Source organism: Paenibacillus zeisoli, from assembly GCF_003994465.1.
Lineage (GTDB): Bacteria > Bacillota > Bacilli > Paenibacillales > Paenibacillaceae > Fontibacillus > Fontibacillus zeisoli.
Window position 1 is genome coordinate 85,070 of sequence record NZ_RZNX01000003.1, and the last position, 16,895, is coordinate 101,964.

The 16,895-nt window shown below is 49.2% G+C and carries 19 protein-coding genes; 3 read left to right on the forward strand and 16 right to left on the reverse strand.

Going from position 1 to position 16,895, the window contains the following annotated elements:
• Positions 1–37: 37 nt before the first annotated feature.
• From EJP77_RS09445 to EJP77_RS09510, 14 genes are all read right to left on the reverse strand, one after another.
• Positions 38–223 carry a hypothetical protein gene (locus EJP77_RS09445; RefSeq protein ID WP_127198991.1) on the reverse strand — a complete coding sequence of 62 codons (186 nt, stop codon included), beginning with the start codon at positions 221–223 and terminating at the stop codon, positions 38–40.
• 13 nt (positions 224–236) lie between these two features.
• Positions 237–1,517: an ABC transporter permease gene (locus tag EJP77_RS09450; RefSeq protein ID WP_127198992.1), complete on the reverse strand. Its 1,281-nt coding sequence runs from the start codon at positions 1,515–1,517 to the stop codon at positions 237–239.
• Positions 1,510–2,415: an ABC transporter ATP-binding protein gene (locus EJP77_RS09455; RefSeq protein WP_127198993.1), complete on the reverse strand. Its 906-nt coding sequence runs from the start codon at positions 2,413–2,415 to the stop codon at positions 1,510–1,512. The genes EJP77_RS09450 and EJP77_RS09455 overlap by 8 nt, the downstream gene beginning before the upstream one ends.
• Positions 2,415–3,335, reverse strand: coding sequence for an ABC transporter ATP-binding protein (locus EJP77_RS09460; protein ID WP_246021846.1), 921 nt, complete (start codon positions 3,333–3,335; stop codon positions 2,415–2,417). Before EJP77_RS09460 ends, EJP77_RS09455 begins: the two co-directional genes overlap by 1 nt.
• Entirely contained in the window at positions 3,335–3,745 is a 411-nt protein-coding gene (locus EJP77_RS09465; RefSeq protein WP_127198994.1) for a GntR family transcriptional regulator, read from the reverse strand. Before EJP77_RS09465 ends, EJP77_RS09460 begins: the two co-directional genes overlap by 1 nt.
• A 90-nt stretch (positions 3,746–3,835) precedes the next feature.
• Positions 3,836–4,549, reverse strand: coding sequence for a hypothetical protein (locus EJP77_RS09470; RefSeq protein WP_127198995.1), 714 nt, complete (start codon positions 4,547–4,549; stop codon positions 3,836–3,838).
• 242 nt (positions 4,550–4,791) lie between these two features.
• The gene (locus EJP77_RS09475) at positions 4,792–5,256 is read right to left on the reverse strand and encodes a DUF420 domain-containing protein (protein ID WP_127198996.1); all 465 of its coding nucleotides are present in this window, start codon (positions 5,254–5,256) and stop codon (positions 4,792–4,794) included.
• A 92-nt stretch (positions 5,257–5,348) separates the two neighbouring features.
• Positions 5,349–6,242: a cytochrome c oxidase assembly factor CtaG gene (ctaG, locus tag EJP77_RS09480; RefSeq protein ID WP_127198997.1), complete on the reverse strand. Its 894-nt coding sequence runs from the start codon at positions 6,240–6,242 to the stop codon at positions 5,349–5,351.
• Between the two features lie 102 nt (positions 6,243–6,344).
• The gene (locus EJP77_RS09485) at positions 6,345–6,665 is read right to left on the reverse strand and encodes a cytochrome C oxidase subunit IV family protein (protein ID WP_127198998.1); all 321 of its coding nucleotides are present in this window, start codon (positions 6,663–6,665) and stop codon (positions 6,345–6,347) included.
• Positions 6,666–6,668: 3 nt separating this feature from the next.
• Positions 6,669–7,295, reverse strand: a complete 627-nt coding sequence (locus EJP77_RS09490) for a cytochrome (ubi)quinol oxidase subunit III (protein WP_127198999.1) — start codon at positions 7,293–7,295, stop codon at positions 6,669–6,671.
• Positions 7,292–9,100, reverse strand: coding sequence for a cytochrome c oxidase subunit I (ctaD, locus tag EJP77_RS09495; protein WP_127199354.1), 1,809 nt, complete (start codon positions 9,098–9,100; stop codon positions 7,292–7,294). The genes EJP77_RS09490 and ctaD overlap by 4 nt, the downstream gene beginning before the upstream one ends.
• Before the next feature lie 89 nt (positions 9,101–9,189).
• On the reverse strand, positions 9,190–10,230 hold the full coding sequence (gene coxB / locus EJP77_RS09500) for a cytochrome c oxidase subunit II (protein WP_127199000.1): 1,041 nt from the start codon (positions 10,228–10,230) through the stop codon (positions 9,190–9,192).
• A 386-nt stretch (positions 10,231–10,616) separates the two neighbouring features.
• Entirely contained in the window at positions 10,617–11,366 is a 750-nt protein-coding gene (map, locus tag EJP77_RS09505) for a type I methionyl aminopeptidase (protein ID WP_127199001.1), read from the reverse strand.
• Between the two features lie 151 nt (positions 11,367–11,517).
• Entirely contained in the window at positions 11,518–11,706 is a 189-nt protein-coding gene (locus tag EJP77_RS09510; protein ID WP_127199002.1) for a hypothetical protein, read from the reverse strand.
• Between the two features lie 486 nt (positions 11,707–12,192).
• Here EJP77_RS09510 and EJP77_RS09515 point away from each other — a divergent pair, with 486 nt between their 5' ends.
• From EJP77_RS09515 to EJP77_RS09525, 3 genes are all read left to right on the forward strand, one after another.
• Positions 12,193–13,212, forward strand: coding sequence for a serine hydrolase domain-containing protein (locus tag EJP77_RS09515; RefSeq protein ID WP_127199003.1), 1,020 nt, complete (start codon positions 12,193–12,195; stop codon positions 13,210–13,212).
• A 47-nt stretch (positions 13,213–13,259) separates the two neighbouring features.
• Positions 13,260–14,435 carry an MGDG synthase family glycosyltransferase gene (locus EJP77_RS09520; RefSeq protein ID WP_127199004.1) on the forward strand — a complete coding sequence of 392 codons (1,176 nt, stop codon included), beginning with the start codon at positions 13,260–13,262 and terminating at the stop codon, positions 14,433–14,435.
• A 104-nt stretch (positions 14,436–14,539) separates the two neighbouring features.
• On the forward strand, positions 14,540–14,878 hold the full coding sequence (locus EJP77_RS09525; protein ID WP_127199005.1) for a DUF4870 domain-containing protein: 339 nt from the start codon (positions 14,540–14,542) through the stop codon (positions 14,876–14,878).
• Positions 14,879–14,941: 63 nt separating this feature from the next.
• Here EJP77_RS09525 and EJP77_RS20640 read toward each other — a convergent pair whose 3' ends face one another.
• Together EJP77_RS20640 and EJP77_RS09530 are read right to left on the reverse strand one after the other, a co-directional pair.
• A complete protein-coding gene (locus EJP77_RS20640) occupies positions 14,942–15,094 on the reverse strand; it encodes a hypothetical protein (protein WP_185897298.1) in 153 nt (50 codons plus the stop codon).
• Positions 15,095–15,517: 423 nt separating this feature from the next.
• Positions 15,518–16,894 carry a nucleobase:cation symporter-2 family protein gene (locus EJP77_RS09530; RefSeq protein ID WP_127199006.1) on the reverse strand — a complete coding sequence of 459 codons (1,377 nt, stop codon included), beginning with the start codon at positions 16,892–16,894 and terminating at the stop codon, positions 15,518–15,520.
• Position 16,895 lies beyond the last annotated feature (1 nt).

Below are 16,895 nucleotides of genomic sequence, written 5' to 3' on the forward strand. Positions count from 1 at the left end.
ACTTTATTTGTTAGTCTGCTGTTGGGCTATCAGAAATCTATACTTTCTTTAGACCTTTTCTCTTGCTCAACTGGACAAGGATATAGATGTTCCCGACTATCGTGATACCACTTATAATCCCTTTAAAGAAATCATTAATGGGCAGCTCATAATGATTCGTTAATATCAACGTATTAGTGAGACAGAGCATTAGCATGATCAGCAGAAAAAACTTCTTGGTCATCTCAATTCCTCCCTTAGATCTTATAAGCCTGCATAGCCTTGCGGACTTCCTTCCAAGTAGGACGCTTACCGTACATCAATACCCCGGTGCGGTAGATCTTGGCGGATAGCCATCCGAACACGAAGATTGAGACAAGCAGGATCAGGAGCGATAAGCCAACCTCCCACATCGCTACATCTCCAAGGCCCACACGGATCAGCATCGATACCGGGGAGGTGAATGGGATATAGGATGCGATTTTGAGGATCATGGAGTTAGGAGATGAAGCACTGAAGGTTCCAATGTAGAACGAAGCCAGGCTGATCATCGTAATCGGCATAACCGCTTGACCCAGGTCTTCGGTTCTGCTGACCATAGAACCCACAGCAGCGAACAAAGTTGAGAACAGCATATATCCGAGTACATAGAACACTAATCCATAGAGCAGCACACTGAGATCAAGCTGATTGATATCAATATTTAGCTGACTGAACGCTTCGCGGTTATGAGGCAGCATCACGTTGATCGCAATTACTGCTCCGAAGATACCGATCTGCAGGATCCCGATCAGGAACATACCTACAATTTTGCCGAACATTTGGGTTAACGGAGACACACTTGTAATCAGAATTTCCATAATCCGCGAGCTCTTCTCAGAAGTCACTTCCGACGCAATCATATTCCCGGTCATCATGGTCGTCATCCAGAACAGCACGATCATAATATAGACGAACACATAATTTGCACCGGTCTGCTTACCCTTGCCAGATGCCTCTGTACCGCCCTGACCCTTAATCTGCTGGGCGTCGATTTGAACCGGCTGGTTCAATGCCGCAACCTGGGCATCACTCAGAGATCCTTTGGTGATATACTGTGTTTTCACAATTTGCAGTCCGCTTTGCAGGGCATTTTGAAGACCCATGTCGAGACTGCCGGCCTTGGAGGTATACACAGCTTCCGGGAACTGTCCCGCCGGAGCGTCCTTGAACTGTAAATACCCGTCAATCTTCTTATCCTCAATATCTTTGCTAAGTGCCTTCTCATCGGCTTGCTCATACTTCACCAGCTTAAAGCCGGCCTTTGGCTGACTCGCGGCGAACTGCTCTAGTCGAAGGGCAATCTCGGATTGACTCCCGTAGATGAGTCCGATCTTTGTCTCTTTATTGCCATCATCGCCAGTGAATAATTTGATCAGATAAGGAACGTTAACCCCAATCGTAACCAGTAGTGCGAATATAATCGTCGTAATCACAAAAGCCTTCGTTCTCACCTTATTCCAAAATGTAAAACCAATTACCGTACCCAGCTTATTCATTGGATTCACCCACCTCTTGGATAAAGATTTGGTTAAGCGTCGGTTCTTTAATCTCGAAATGTTCTACTTCACTCTGCTGCATTGCCATATTCAAAATCTCTTTTGCGGCCGCAACGTTGTTAATATGTATCAGGTAGCCGCGTTCACGCTTCTCTACACTTTGCACACCCTGTATCTTCTCAATTCCTGTAACTTCGCCTATGGTGTTAAGTACAATCTGCTCTCTAGGGTAACGCTGCTTAATCTCTCTAATATTGCCCTGCAATACTGGATTGGAACGGTGAAGAATCGTAATCCGCTGACACAGCTCCTCGACGTGTTCCATTCGGTGGGTGGAGAACAGGATGCTGGTACCGTTATCGCGAAGCTCCTTCACGGTAGACTTAAGAATTTCCACATTCACCGGGTCCAGACCACTAAAGGCCTCATCCAGAATCAAGATCTTCGGACGGTGAACAACGGCTGCGATAAAGCCCATCTTCTGCTGGTTCCCTTTGGACAGCTCTTCAATCTTCTTGTCGTAATACTCCGGCACCTCGAACCGGTCCAGCCAATACCTTAGACTCTTGTCGGCATCCTTGGCTGACATCCCGCGCAGGCGGGCCAAGTAGTTAATCTGATCACTGACCTTCACCTTTGGATACAAGCCCCGCTCTTCCGGCAGGTAACCCATGCCGTGCTGGAGCTCGCTGCTGTATTCTTTACCATGATACTGAATGCGTCCTCCATCCGGGTAAATAATCCCCAGAACCATCCGCATCGTCGTGGTCTTCCCGGCGCCGTTCCCGCCCAGCAATCCGTAGATCTCGCCTTCTTTCACATCTAGCGAGACCCCGTTAACGGCTGTCTTCTCCCCATACTGCTTGAACAGATTGTCAATTACCAAAGGTTGTGTCATTAATATTCTCCCCTCTTCCATTTGATCTCTTCAGGCAATTCGCCCTTCATCCATAGCGTTAGAATATCTTCCAGCTCAAGTCCCCGGCTCTTCAATATACTAACACCGCGGTTCACCAAGATGTCTTCAAGCTCTGCCAAATTCTGTACCAGAAGCCGCCAATTCGACGGGCCATCCTCGTGAATTTCAAGAATATCCGGCAGCCCTTCGAGCTGGGCTCTGTCTGTTCGAACCCACAGCTCCTTCCAGTTCCCCATCAGCACATCCTTCTCCACCATGCCCTTGACCTCACCTTGATGCACCAGCACAATATAGTCGGCCAGGCGCTTCACTTCATCCACGATGTGGGTGGAGAGCACAATCGTGATCTCCTCTTCCTCGAGGCAGCTGCGGAGCACGTCAATCATATGCTTCCAGGCAAAGGGATCCAGTCCAGATGAAGGTTCATCCAGCAGCAGCAGCTTGGGCCGGCAGGCTAATGCTGCCGCAATCTCGAATTTTCGCCGCTCCCCCTTGGACATTTTGTTCAGCTTCACCTTCTCAGGCACCTCGAAGCGTCTCAGCAGTTCCTCCAGCCGCTGCTGGTCCCATCTCGGATACCAACGGGCTCTGAAGGCTGCTGCTTCCTCGGGAGTCTTATAATTCTCTTCATACAGAGGAACCTCGGGCACATAACCAATCAGCTGTCTAAGCTCTGTTGGCAGCACCCCTGGTGCGCTCTTACCGAACCAGCTCAGCTCCCCTTCGTCCGGATGCAGCGTCTGAAGAATAAGATTCATAATCGTGCTCTTCCCGGAACCATTGGGTCCAACCAATGCCACCACATAACCGGACGGTATTTCCAGATTCAGTGGACCTATCGGCTTTCGCCTTCCGCTCTTGCGGATCCCGTTCATCTGTACGGCCAATGCTTCTATCACTAGGAATCTGCCTCCTTCTGATTGCTATGGTATTTCTTCTTCAGGATTTGTAAAAACAGCTCCTTAAGCTCGTCTTCTCCGTATTGAACGGCAAGCCCTGCGTCAACAGCCGCCTCCACCGCTTCCTGCACGACGGTCCTGCGGTACTCACTACGTTCGCCCTGATCCACCTTGGCTACGAACGTACCTGTTCCCTGCCTAGTTCGTAGAAATCCTTCGTTCTCCAGATCTTGATATACGCGCCGAATTGTAATCACGCTGCAGTTCAGACTTCCTGCGAACTCCCTGATGGAAGGAAGCAGCGTCCCTTCCTCAATCTGCTCACTGACAATGAGCGAGCGAAGCTGTGTCTTGATCTGGTGATACAAAGGCTCGGCGCTGTTCTCATTAATTTGAATGGGAATCCACACCCTTCGCACCTCACCTTCAGTTCTCTAAGTCAATTATGTTTGTTATATGTGCAGCGGGACTGAAGGCTCTAAATGATCGTCACCTATGGCTTAAGCCAAATCCCTGAAGGCCATCTTCCGGAGCGTAATCCGGCAGATCAGAGCTAGAACCAGTCCTCCTACCACCAAGGCCCCCCACATTAAAGGAGAGAGAAGTCCATATTGCATCGAATATTCCATCACAAAGCGAACCAGATTGCCCCCGTTCATATAGATTACGAAAGCCAGGCAGGCGACCAGGAAATTAACGATAATGCTGGCCCACATGTAAATAACGCCCCGCTTCAGGAATTCATAGTAGATGTAACTGCCGGTCATGAGCAGCCCATAACCTACCCAGGTAATCACAAAAGAAATATAGCTGACCGCGCTCATCTCCACCCAGTAGGAATAGGACATAACCAGCATGAAGCCAAAGAAAATTACATTATTGAGTACCAGAGCGAATAACAAATGAATGATTCTACTGCTCATGATGAATTTCAGCGGTATGGGAAGAATCCGATAGTAGTACAGCATTTTCGTATAGGAATCATCTTTAAGGTAACGAAATCCTCTACGGCAGAATAGAAAGCCGGTAAGCGGAACAAGCAGTAGAAGCATGAAATCAGGCAGGGGATCAATGGGGTCCCTGTCACCCCTAGTGAACAAAAAGCTGGTTGTCAGGCCCATATAGAGCATGAAGACGACATTCCATAAGAGATAGAGCGGCGCACTCCTTAAATTGTTCCAAAAAATAAACCAACCTTCTCTCCACGTGTTCAATCCAAATCAACCTTTCTTGTCTTGATGTAAAAGATCTGTTCTGTAGGGTACAGTGTGTAAGTACATCTGCTGTATTGTTTACTGTGTATCCTGTGTGCTTAGTGTGTATATCTTTATACACAGTATAATGTCCAGAATTAACCATGTCAACGAGTCTTTTGTAAAATTTCTACAAAAAAAAGAGACTGGCGATGATCTCGCCTGTCTCTTATCATTCAATCCCTTAGCTTATAGAATTTTACCTATGTCCCAAAAATCGTATCAATCATCGACTTGGTGTGCCCGCCTGGATACAGCACATACAGCAGGACATATACAGCTACACCGGTGATCGCGGTGAAGAACCAGATCACGGCCGTAACCCGGCCCCATTTGCGATGTTTGGCGAGTCTCTCCTTGAAAGCAAGAACGATCGTCGTCAGACCAAACACAGCGGCAACCGTGGCCAGAATAATGTGGAAAATCAAGAAGATCTGATAATAGATCGCCAGATCAGCCGGACCGCCCCAGTTCGTATTTCCGATTAATATGGTCCGGGACGCATAAATGATGAAGAAGATCAGTGCCGCCACAGCTCCGGCAAGCATCACCTTCTTATGGGCCTCTCTTCTTCCTTTAATAATGAGTCCCCAACCAATAGCAACCAGGATCGCACTAATTACGATAAAGGAAGTGCTGATTGTGGGAAACAGTGTATACACATCCATCTTAACTTCATCCTCCTGTTCGGCTTACCGCTAATTCGGATCTGCTGTCTAGCAGCACCCTGATCAGCATATCTACATGGATTGAACTAAAGTTATGCTTTCTTCAGCTCATTTCCATATACTTCATCATCCTTATTCTCCTGCTTGTACCAATTCCTGAATACTACAGCAAGCATCGATGCAAAAATAATTTCCTGTATGAACTTCATTACAATCCCGCCCACCTGCTGGTCAACATGGGGATCCATGTAAGCAAAGTAGCCCGGTCCGCCAAAAGTCCGCAGAAGCATGGTTGTATCACCTGACACGCAGTAACCCATGGCCTTGGCCCAGACGGTCGGGTCATTGTAAGTCGCATAGAGACTGGTTGACGAGAAGATAATCAGTCCGCATGCCGGGGTAAGCAGTACCATATTGATCGCAATATAGGCCATCTTCTTCAGCCCTTTGGTCTCCGAATATTCCGGAAGCGGGTTCACCAGCGTCCACCACATCAGAATCGCAGACGCGAACAAGACCACGTAATACAGACGATGAATTCCAAAGTGAAGCATGACGTAATCATGGATTGCAGGAATATGGTAGAACGAGAACAATCCGTTGAACAGCACGGCTGCTACAATCGGATGAGCCAGAAAAGACAGCTTACGCAGCGGATTGTACTTTAGAATTCCTCTCCAAGCCCAATCCGGGATTCCCAGCATCAGGAGCGGCGGAGCTATGAGATAGGTCAGTGCCATGCTGAGCATATGGAAGCTGAACATGATGTGGCCCATCAGGCTGATGGGGCCGCCTTGAGCCAGATAGATCACGAGCATTCCGGATACAAAAGCAATCTTCTTTCCTGTGCTTACAGGGCTGCCGTTCTTGAACCGCTCACTGAGCGGACCCATGAGCAGTAAATAGCCTGCTGTAATCAGAAGAATAGCTGCCATGAACAAAGGGCTCCACAAATCTCTAAAGCTGAAATATTCTAATCCCAGCATACCAAAACCTCCTTATCTGCTGGCACGGATTTACTGTCGATTGTGTGACAAATGTCTCACTGAACAAAAAAGAGGGGGCTGTAACCCAGCCTCCTCTCTATTTTACCACCAAACCCAGTATAAAGCTGTAATCACGGCTGTTCCGGCTACGAAGAATCCGAAGGCCATGAACAGGATCGGGATCATGTGTCCCTTGTCTTTGAGGTGCATCCAGTAACCTAACTGAACGAGCACCTGCAGGACGGCCATTACGACCAACAAGATGATCGTAAATGAGGCGTTCACTCCACCTGCAGCAACTGCCGCAAAGGCAATCAGGGTAAGCACGATGGAGAAGATAAAGGCAATTACGTGTTTCTGGGGACCTTCTGTACGGTGTCTATGTCTCACCGCACTGCCTTGATTCGTATTATGTTCTGACATGTCTTAACCCACCTTCCCAAGGAGGTATACGACGGTGAAGATGAATACCCACACGACGTCGATAAAGTGCCAGTACATCGCGGATACATAAATTTTCGGTGCTGTAACAACGGTCAGACCCTTCTTGGCCAGCTGACCAATCAGCAGCGAGATCCATACAACCCCGAACAAGACGTGCGCACCGTGGAAGCCGACCAGCGTATAGAACGCTGAACTGAACGCACTCGTCGTCATGCCGAATTTCTCGTGGTTCACATACTCCGCGAACTCGTATATCTCAAGTCCCAAGAAGCCAAGTCCGAGAATAACCGTAACGATCAACCATAAGGATAACGATTTGCGATTCCCTTTATGCATCGCCTGGATGGCGAATACACTTGTCAAACTACTTACCAGGAGGATGAAGGTCGCCGCTGCAACTGTAGGCAGCTTGAACAGCTCATCCGCGCTAGGACCGTCAGCAATCTGCTCCCGAAGTGCAAGGAATGTGGCGAAGAGTGTTCCGAAGAGAACCGATTCACCGCCTAGGAACAACCAGAAAGCAAGTACTTTATTGCGGCCTTCAAGTGTGGCTTTCTCCGGTTCATGGGGAAGAGCCGATGTCACCTGTTCAGCATGGGGTGCACTCATGCTTTGACCCCCTTCTCTGTAGTTTCCTCTGGATCGATATGCCAGCCGTGATCATCATACAGCGAGCGGATCGCCATGCAGACGAAGGTAACTATCAGACCAAGGCCAACTACCAAATATTGATGATACATAAATCCAAGTCCTGCAACAAAGATCCCGACTGACATGACAAATGGAAGAATAGAAGCCGATGGCATATGGATCGGGCCGACCGGTTCTGCCGGGGTCATCTCCGTATGTCCAGCCATCTTCTCTTTCCAGTAAGCATCAAGCCCACGCACAAGTGGAGTCTGCTTGAAGTTATATTCTGGAGGAGGGGATGGAATGGACCATTCCAGTGTACGTCCGTCTTCCCATGGATCGTTAGGCGCATCTGCAGGTCTTCTTGTAGTCACTACTACGTTGAGCAGGAATACGAGAACACCAACACCCATCATCAGAGCACCCACTGTACTTACCAAGTTCAAAGTATCAAAGCCTTGACCAGGCAAATAAGTAAAGATACGGCGCTGCATCCCCATCAGACCCAGGAAATGCTGTACGAAGAAGGTCAGATGGAAGCCGATAATGAAGAACCAGAAGCCGATTTTGCCAAGCTTCTCATCAAGTACACGACCGAACATCTTAGGCCACCAGTAGTGAAGGCCAGAGAACAATCCGAGGACCAGACCACCTACGATAACATAGTGGAAGTGTGCAACTACGAAATACGTATCATGGAACTGGTAATCCGCAGGTGCAGATGCAAGCATAACCCCTGTAACCCCACCCATAACGAAGGTAGGAATGAAGCCGGATGCATACAGGTTAGCTGACGTGAACCGGATTTGCCCTCCCCACAGGGTGAAGAGCCAGTTAAAGATCTTGATTCCCGTAGGAACCGCAATCAGCATGGTTGAAATTGAGAACAGCGCATTCGCTACCGGACCCATCCCGGTGGTGAACATGTGGTGAGCCCATACCATGAAGCCCAGGAAGGCAATCAGGATCGTAGCGAACACCATCGAGCTGTAACCGAACAGGCGCTTACGAGCAAAGGTAGGAATAACATCGGAAATGACGCCAAAGGCCGGCAAAATAAGTATGTAAACCTCAGGGTGTCCGAAGATCCAGAATATATGCTGCCAGAGAACCGGGTTACCGCCATTGCTGACTTCGAAGAAGTTAGCGCCGAGGATCCGGTCAAAGCTTAGCAGGACAAGTCCCACTGTAATGGCAGGGAAAGCAAATAGAATAATGGCTGAAGTAATAAATGCGGTCCATGTGAACATCGGCATCCGCATGAAGGTCATTCCCGGTGCACGCATCGTAATGACGGTAGCCAGGAAGTTGATGCCCCCGATCAGCGTTCCGAGACCCGCGATCTGAAGACCCACGGTGTAGAAGTCTACCCCGTGCGTACCGCTGTAAGCTGTAGTGGACAACGGCGTATATGCCGTCCAGCCGGCATCCGGCGCTCCGCCCATCATCCAGCTGATGTTCAGCAGAATTCCGCCGAACAGGAACGTCCAGAAGCCAAGTGAATTCAGAAACGGAAACGCAACGTCACGCGCGCCGATCTGAAGCGGAACCACCGCGTTCATCAAAGCGAAGATGAGTGGCATAACGCCAAGGAAGATCATTGTGGTACCATGCATGGTTATAAGTTCATTAAAAGTCTGAGCCGAAACAAAGTCGTTCATGGGTTTAATAAGCTGCCAGCGGATCATCAAGGCTTCGATTCCGCCGATTCCGAAGAATAAAGCCCCGGCAATTAAGTACAGGATGCCGATTTTCTTGTGGTCAACGGTAGTTAACCAGTCCATCAGCCCCGTATGGCGCTTGACACTGTGAGCGTGAGCCAAGGTTTGTACCCCCTTTAAAAATTCCTATCCAAGTTGCGCCGTGCGGTAAATCATTGGGTCTTTAATTTTGAATTTGCCAAGTAGTCGGCAATTGCGTCAATTTGTTCATCCGTCAGCTTCAGATCCTTCTTCGGATTCGGCATTTTGTTGCCCGGTTTCACCGCTTGAGGATCTTCGAGCCAAGTCTTGAGGTTTTCTTTCGCTGTACCGTCCGTGCCGTTAATCAGAATGCTGGCTACCGATTCACGTCCACCGATTCCTGTCAGGTTCGGTGCGGACGGACCGCCCTCGCTGCCAATCGCATGGCAAGTCAGACACTGATTCTTGAAGACTTCTGCGGTAGCCTTGTCTTCAGGCATGGCCACAGGCTCTTTCATGGCCTTCACCCAGCTGTCGAACGAAGCCTGACTAACTGCTTTGACCTTGAATTCCATAAGACCATGGGATTGACCGCAAAGCTCAGCACATTTACCCAAGTAAACGCCTTCTTTATCTGCAGTGAACCAGGCGTTATTGATCGCGCCTTCAGGGTTTGTATCCGTCTTACCTGCCAGAGAAGGAACCCAGAATGAGTGAAGCACATCTGCGGTTTTCAATTGGAAAGCAATTTTCTTACCTGTAGGGATAACCAAATCCTGAGCTGTAGTTACACCATAATCAGGATAGTTAAATTCCCACCAGAACTGGTGCGAAGTCACTTTCACTTTCACCGCGTTCTTGTCATTCCAGTAATTCTCACCATAAGAGAATACCTTTTGAACTGTTGCAACCCCCAGAATAAGAACCAGTACCAGAGGAATTACTGTCCAGAGCACTTCAAGCTTGAAGTTACCTTCCACTTGTTCAGGAATGTCTGTCTGTCCCGGTCTACGGCGAAAGCGTACCCATACATAAGCCGCAATACCGAACACAATGAGCAGAACGACAATCATAATTGCAATGGAAAGCTTCATTAAATCAAATTGCCCTTGTGCTACAGGTCCCTGAGGTCTTAATGCAGACAAATCCTCGCGACCGCAAGCGGACAATAACAGCACCAGCCCCGCAAATAAAGGAAGGAGCCGTTTCACAGCCTGCCACCGTTTCATCATTGATCTACCCCACTTTTAACGTTTGTCTTCCGTTTGTAGTCACAAGTACCCTTTCCCCATAATCAGGAAACAATCGACTTGCTCTATCACGGAAACTGCTATCCTGTCAATTCGAACAATCACTAATTAAATATATGATTAGTACACAATTTTGTCAATGATTCAAGGGTAGTTCACAAATTGTTCAAAATTCCGAAAAGGCGCGTCATCACTGGGTTTGCAAGCGATTTCAACCATTTCCTTTTGGTCATGCCCTCCTCCTGACCTGGTCTTGACAAGCTCTTTCCGAACTAAAAATGCTAGCTTCAAAATATGACATTTTTCTTAACTTTCCTCCCATTTGCACAAAAATGAAAGATAAAAAAAGAGAGTCGCCTCTCTTTTTCTCATTCAGTCAGTATATAAGGCCCCTCTTCCAGAATCGCCACCGTATGCTCGAATTGGGCACCCAGTGAACCATCCGCCGTCCGTATGGTCCAGCCATCATCTTCCCAGAATACGGCGCCGGTCTCGCCTATGGTGACTACAGGCTCAACCGTAATCACCATACCGGGCCTTAGCAGGGTGCCCGTACGCGGACTGCCGATATTGGGCACGTCCGGCGGCTCGTGAAGCTTCCTTCCAATTCCGTGGCCGACCAGCGGAGTGACAATACCGAGCCCGGCATTCTCAACTACTTGCTGCACCGCATAACCAATATCTCCCGTTCTTCGGCCGGGTACAGCCTCATGGATCCCGGCATACAGCGCTGCATGCGCCTTGTCCAGCAAATACTGCCCGGCAGGACTGGCCTCCCCGATTGCATAGGACCAGCCTGAGTCCGCCAGCCACCCATCCTTGTTCACTACGATATCAATCGTAACCAGATCCCCAGCCTCCAGCGGCCGGGAATCCGGGAACCCGTGGCATACCACATCATTAACGGAAGCACACGTCGCGTACGGGAAGCCGCGGTACCCCTTTTGTTCGGGCGTAGCCTTATGCTTGATCAAAAAGGTCTCCACAAAAGCATCAACTTCAAACGTGGTGATTCCTGGGGCAAGCAGCTTCCTAATCTCCCGGTGGCACGCGGCGAGAATCCGTCCCGCCTCCCGCATCCGCTTGATTTCTTCCTTTGTTTTGAGGCTTACTTTCAAAAGCGCGTCCCCTCCCTCCTGCTCTTACTTCACTCCTTACAAAGTGATCTAATATATGTATGCAGGATAAGAAAAAAAACCGCCTGTCCGCAGGCGGTTTGGGGTATGTCTATATGGTAGTGTTGCGTTAATTCTTCGTTGTTCCAGGTGATCAGGAAACGGAAGAGTCCAATTTGCCCATTTCATGCTCAACCAGATGCGTAAGTTCTTCTTCATAGCCACCCATAATACGGTATTTACGGACATATTCCTTGACAAATTTCTTGGGGTCCTTTGGCCTGAAAATCCGTGTCATCTCCCGCAGACTTTCTTTGACTTCATTATGACCTTTCGTTGCCATAGTAATTCCCTCCCAGAACGCTTGTAGTTAATGCTCCGATTTTGAGAAAATGCCGAAAAAGATCTGCAAGTACTATCGTATGGTGGTTGTATACCGCTATTCGAGCTGGAGTGGAACCAACATGTTCTCACAGCCACCCGGCAAGCTTTCGCGAAAAAAATAGCCGAGCTAGCAGCGGTCCAGGAACATTACTCTGCCTTCCGGCAGGCATCTGACATGTTAAATACCCTTCTTAAGTCTTACTGAAACAAGCCTGGTAAGTCTCTTGTCACACAGACCGGTCTCTCTAGTATGAATCCGGTTTATGGAACGTCCTCCTATCCTTTTCCATTGTATCATATTCACCAAAGCGATTCAGCTTTCTTCATTTCGCACATTTTTGATGGGCGATACGGGAAAGAATTTGCATATAGTTTATTTATCGGGCAAGCTAGTGGTTAAAATAAGATTAGTACCCAAAATTGCGGCAGGAGGATAAAGATATCTATGAACCCGCTCACACCTATACTGGTCTCTTCCACTGCCTCAATCCCATCTTACCCGTCCGCACTGCCAGACGAGCTGGGTACTGACCCCGCGCTGCTGGATGCAGCCGATCAAGCAATCCAGCGCAAGTATCCCAGGATGCACAGCTTTCTTATCATCCGAGGCGGCAAGCTAATTTACGAGAAATATTACAATGGCCATCATATTTCCTCACTTCACGATCTTAGGTCTGCAACAAAAAGCTTTATGTCTATCCTTATCGGTATTGCCATGGAGCGGGGCGAGATGCTGGGGCTCGATAGTTCGGTATGGGAGCAAGTCAGTAAATATGCCCCTCCCAGGCCTGACCCGCTATGGAGTACAATAACGCTGAGACATCTCTTGACTATGACCTCGGGACTCTACTGGGAGACCGGTTCAAAGCTTGGAGAGCGGTTCATCCACCGGTTCCACAAAAGCCGCAGCTTGGCCAGGTTCATACTACGACTCCCCGTTCAGGAAGAGAGGCTGGGCGTATTTCAGTACAGGAGCACAGATTCTCACATGCTCTCGATTCTTTTGACAGAGATGACCGGGTTCAGCGCTTTCAGCTACGCGCAGACCCACCTATTCGGACCGCTCGGCATTCATCACGCTGGATGGTCAGCCAGCGCGGAAGGACATACTATGGGCCATATCGGACTTTCACTTACCTCTAGAGACATGGGCAAATTCGGTCAGATGTGCCTGAATGGCGGCTTGTGGGAAGGGAATCGGATCGTATCCGAAGAATGGTTGAAGCAGTCGTTCACGCCGCAGTCCGATCCGTACTTCGGGTATGGACGCTATGGCTATCAGTGGTGGAGCGGAGCTGAAGATGGAGTCCAATTTACATATGCTCACGGTCATGGGGGCCAACAGATCATTCTGATCCCCTCCCTGGATGCCGTCGTGGTATTTACGGCCGACAGCACGGTGAGCCGCTGGAGAAACCCCCGGCAGCTGCTGAAGAATTATATCATTCCCGCAATACGAACATAAGAATCGAACATTCAAGCCTTAGATGTCAGGAGGAGGAATTGATCTTTATGAACTCTAAATCACCAAAAATTATGGTGCTCTACGCAAGCTACGGGGATGGTCATTACCAGGCATCCAAGGCCATTGAAGCTTCTTTTCATCAAAAGGGTATTCATCATGTTATTCTTCTCGATCTGATGGCCATGGCACACCCTGTCATTAACGGGCTAACCAAATTCGTATATATGCAAAGCTTTAGGACTCTTCCCGCCGTCTATGGCTGGGTATATAACATTACCAAGGATATGCAGCCGGACACCCCTTTCTCCAATATCCTGCACTCGTTCGGGATGCGTAAGCTTGCGCAGATGATCACCGATCATGAGCCGGATCTAATTATTCATACTTTCCCTCAACTGGTTATGCCCAAGCTGATGAAGAAGACAGGCCTTTCTCTTCCGCTTGTTAATATTGTGACTGACTTCGACCTGCACGGTCGCTGGATTCACCCCGAGGTGGACCGCTATTATGTGGCTACAGAGGATCTCAGGAACGAAGCCGTCAGCCGCGGAATTCCAGAGCACCGTGTTCTCGCCTCCGGGATTCCCATCAAGCCTGACTTTGAACAGACCCATGAGCCGGATCCCCGATTTACAAGCAAGCTGGACTCCAGGAAGAAGACCGTGCTGCTTATGGCAGGTGCTTACGGTGTAATGCAGGGAATCCGGGATATGATTCAGCCTCTTGTGGATAGTGAGGAGTTCCAAGTTATTGCGGCTTGTGGCAAAAATACAGAGCTGCAGCGCATCCTCCAGGAACAGTACGGAGATAGACCGAACTTTCAGGTGTTCGGCTTCGTGAACGAGGTTGCCCGCCTGATGCAGACCTGTGACTGCATCATTACCAAGCCGGGAGGCATCACGCTGTCTGAATCACTGGCCAGCCGCCTGCCGATGTTCCTGTATCGGCCTGTGCCAGGGCAAGAGCTTAATAATGCCCTGTATCTGGAAAGCAAGGGCATTGCCTCCGTGGCTTACACGCCTTCCGCATTGGTTCACCAGGTAAAGGAGCTGTTCGCTGCTGAAGATAACTTATTACAAAGACAAGAACGAATTGAGCTGCTGCGGAGGCCCAACTCTGCGGATGTTATTGTGAATGATATTCTGGAACAATGGTTCTCCACAGAGGAGACGCCTGTGTCTGTGACAGCTGATGCTGAGCTGGCCCCAATGGGTGCCATCTAAGATAAAGGGAACGGTTCTGCACGGGCAGGCCAGACATAGAATGTAGAGAGAAGGACAAGTGGCTGACAGCCGCCCTTCATCCTGTATGTGAAGAAGGTGATTCCTTGTCGCCCTTTAGATCATCTACGGGTCTGCCCGAGAACCTGGCCGGCTTTCTCTGTTATCTCGTCCCTTTTGCAGGGGGTGCGATCATGCTTGCCCTGGAAAGACGCAGCCGTTATGTCATGTTTCATGCTCTTCAATCCCTTATCCTGTTCGGCTTATTGATCGTAGGTCATGTAGTGGCCGGGTTCGTCCCGCTGATCGGCGTACTCGCCGCCATGCTGCTTCAGCTAACCGGCCTTGTCTTCTGGATCCTGCTCATGCTGGCAGCCCTGCAGGGAAAGTTCTATAAGGTGCCCTATATCGGTCATATTGCTGAGGATCAAATGCGGCGGTTATAGCAGGAGCCGCAGCATCCTCATCCAGGATGCTGCGGCTCTTTGTCAATAAAGGTTCAATGAAAGCTATTTATTACGCACATCTGTCCTAACGACACCTACGTCTGAAGCATTAATTGCAATTGGATTGCCTCCTTGCCCTGTAGTAGCGGACGAGGATTGGCGGACACTAACAGCTATTCTCTTGTTCTTGAAGCCACTTCTTTTCACTCTGGACAACGTCATCACCCCCTTTAAGTCGCAGCGACCACGTTATCTTCGTTTTGCTTTCTTAAATATCTTCACATTTACGGCATTACTCGCGAGCACATTACCGCTTCGTGCCTTGGCATGGGTTGATTGGAATATCTTAATCACAATAAAGTTCTTCTTGCCTACCCGGTATTTATATGTTTTCACCCTGGATCGAACCATTTCCACTCACCTCGATTCAGTAATAATTCATAAGTATGTCAGAATAGGACTTGTTGTCTTGGCGAATAAACAAGTCTCAACAAAAAGGCTGGATAAGACGCATTTTAGATGTTTATATTGATGAAAACTGTGATACTACGGGGATGAACTGAGTTCTCGTTTGTATGCAACAAAAAAGCCGCAGATCCCGACTAAAGGATCTTGCGGCTTATGATTTGAGTAGTAAGCTTAGGCAATAGAAGATTCTTGACTTTCAGCGCCCGAAGGTTCGCCGGGAGATGCTGGGGAGGATGCATTGGAAGCACCGCGCATCCCATTGAATAACAGATTCATAATAATGGCCGTTACACTGCCCGCCACGATGCCGTTATCCACGAGAATACGCAGCCAGCTTGGAAGCTGGTCGAACAGGGTTGGCACCGTGGTAACTCCAAGACCCATCCCAACCGAGCAGGCAATAATCAGCAGATTCTCATACCGGTTCAGGTTCACCTGGTCTCCGAGCATCCGAATGCCGGAGGAGAGGACCAGGCCGAAGAGGGACACCATCGCTCCGCCAAGCACAGATGTTGGAATGATCTGAGTAAGTGCGGCAATCTTCGGTACGAAGCCAATCAGAACAAGCAGGCTGCCGGCTACAACAATGACGTCGCGGGTCTTCACGCGGCTCATTTGGACAAGGCCGACATTTTGCGAATAGGTGGTGTAAGGGAATGAATTGAAGAGTCCACCCAGCATAATGGCAAGACCTTCAGCCCGGTAGCCCTTGGCGAGGTCTTTCGAGGTCACTTCTTTGTCAACGATTTTGCCCAGTGCAAGGAATACGCCTGTTGACTCAGCTACGCTGACTATTGCAACCAGAATCATCGTCAGAATTGCGGATACATGAAAGGTCGGTACCCCGAAATAGAGCGGCTGAACCGCGTGGAACCAGCTTGCTTTAAGCACAGGAGTGAAATCCACCTTACCGACAAGAGCCGCGACCACAGTTCCTATGATGAGGCCTAACAGGACGGAGATCGAACGCACAAATCCTTTTGCAAAACGATTGAGCAGAATAACAAGCAGAAGGACACCAAAGCCCAGCGCTAAATTCAGCGGACTTCCAAAGTCCGGATTCTTACCCGGATTCCCGCCACCAAGATCACCCAAGGCTGTAGGAATCAGGGTCACCCCAATAATGGTAACCACCGAACCCGTAACTACCGGTGGGAAGAAGCGGATGAGCTTGCTGAACACTCCCGCGAACAGGAACACGAACAACCCGGAGGCAAGAATTGCGCCATATATGGCGGATACGCCCATTCCCTTCTCGGTTCCAATCGCAATCATCGGGGAGATCGACTGAAAGGCACATCCAAGCATAACCGGGAGCCCAATCCCGAAATATTTGTTCCCCCATACCTGAAGCAGAGATGCCACACCGCAGGCAAGCAGATCAATAGCGATTAGGTAGGTCAGCTGCTCTTGGGATAATCCTAGAGCACCGCCCACAATTAGGGGTACGATGACCGCACCGGCGTACATAGCCAGCACATGCTGAATACCCAGTGAGAAGGTCTGCATGGGATGTCTGTTTTTCTGAAAAATCCGTTCTCTTGCCATG